The sequence below is a fragment of the Teichococcus deserti genome, from assembly GCF_001982615.1.
Lineage (GTDB): Bacteria > Pseudomonadota > Alphaproteobacteria > Acetobacterales > Acetobacteraceae > Pseudoroseomonas > Pseudoroseomonas deserti.
Window position 1 is genome coordinate 1 of the sequence record NZ_MLCO01000464.1, and the last position, 1511, is coordinate 1511.

General features: G+C 67.3%; 1 protein-coding gene. It reads right to left on the bottom strand.

Features of this window, described 5'->3' with window-relative positions; genetic code table 11:
- Window positions 1-1511, bottom strand: a 1511-nt coding sequence (locus tag BKE38_RS29065; protein WP_131829791.1) for a calcium-binding protein, incomplete at both ends; no start/stop codon positions are given.

The window sequence follows — 1511 nt, forward strand, 5'->3', positions numbered from 1 at the left end:
AGATCGCGTTGATCCCGTCGTCGTTGCCCCAGAGCTCGTTGGCGCCGTCATTGCCGACCAGCGTGATGCCCCAGCCGGCGCTCAGGCCGCGGGCATCGACGTTGATCGCCAGCGTGCCGGTCGTGTTGCCGCTGGCATCGGAGACCCGCACCTCCTCGACCGAGGTGACGTTGCTGGTCAGGGTCAGCGTCTCGGCAATCGAGGTGGCGAAGCGGATGGTGTCGTAGTCGCTGCCACCGTTGATGATCTCGCCCGGAGCGAACTCCGCCGCCGAGTAGAGCAGGAAAATGTCGTTGCCCTTCTCGCCGTAGAGCGCATCGGCGCCAAGACCACCGGTGATGACGTCGTCGCCGGAGCCCGCCGTGATCCGGTTGGCGGCATCATTGCCGACCAGAATGTCGGCGCGGCGGCCCGAGTTGATGTTCTCGATGCCGATCAGCGTATCGCTGATGCCCGTGCCGGACGCCATCCCCATGGCAAGGTTGACCGCCATGCTGCCGTTGACAGCGCTGTAGTCGACGGTGTCGACGCCGTCGCCGCCGTTCAGGGTGTTGATGCCCGTGCCGCCGATCAGCGTATCCTGGCCGTCGCCGCCGAAAAGGCTGTCATCGCCGTCGCCGCCCTCGAGCCGGTCGTTGCCGATCCCACCCTCGAGGGTGTCGTTGCCGGCACCACCCAGCAGCGTGTCGTCGCCGGAACCACCCTGCAGCAGGTCGTTGCCATCCAGGCCGGACAGCGTGTCGTTGCCGTCGCCGCCGATCAGGGTGTTGGCACCGGCATTGCCGGTGAGCTCATCCGCCAGCGCACCGCCGGTGGCATTCTCGAAGCCGACCACCGCGATCGCCGCGGCGCCGGTCAGGGTCAGCGTACCCGTCGTCAGATTGGCCTTCACAGCGCGCGTCGTCTCGCCGCTGCCATCGATCAGGTCGCCGGCATTGCCGGTCGCAATCACATTCTCGACCGCGATCAGCGTGTCGGTGCCGCGAAGGGTGTTCGACGAGTTGAAACGATCGACCGTCGAGGTCAGGGTCACGAAGGACACATGATCTGCGCGGCTGTCGGCATAGGTGGCGGTGTCGTTGCCGCTGCCGCCGTTGAGGGTGTTGTTGCCCTCGCCGCCATCCAGGATGTCGTCGCCCTTGTTGCCGTGGAGAAAGTCGTTGCCGTCGCCACCGCGCAGGATGTTGTTGAAGCGGTCGCCGGTGATGGTGTCGTCGTAGCTGGTGCCGTTCACGTTCTCGATGGCGGCCAGGGTGTCGGCGCCCGACACGCCGGTCTGCAGGTCGATGGTCCGGCCCGCAGTGGCCTGCGAGTAGTCGACCGTGTCGTTGCCGGCGCCGCCGTTCAGCGCGTTGGTGCCGAGGCCGGCATAGAGCAGGTCATTGCCCGCGCCGCCTTCCAGCACGTTGCTGCCGCCGCGCCCGTCGAGGACGTCGTCGCCCGCGCCGCCGACCAGGCGGTTGTCATGGACATCGCCCTTCAGCGTGTCGTTGCCCGAGCCGCCGATCAGG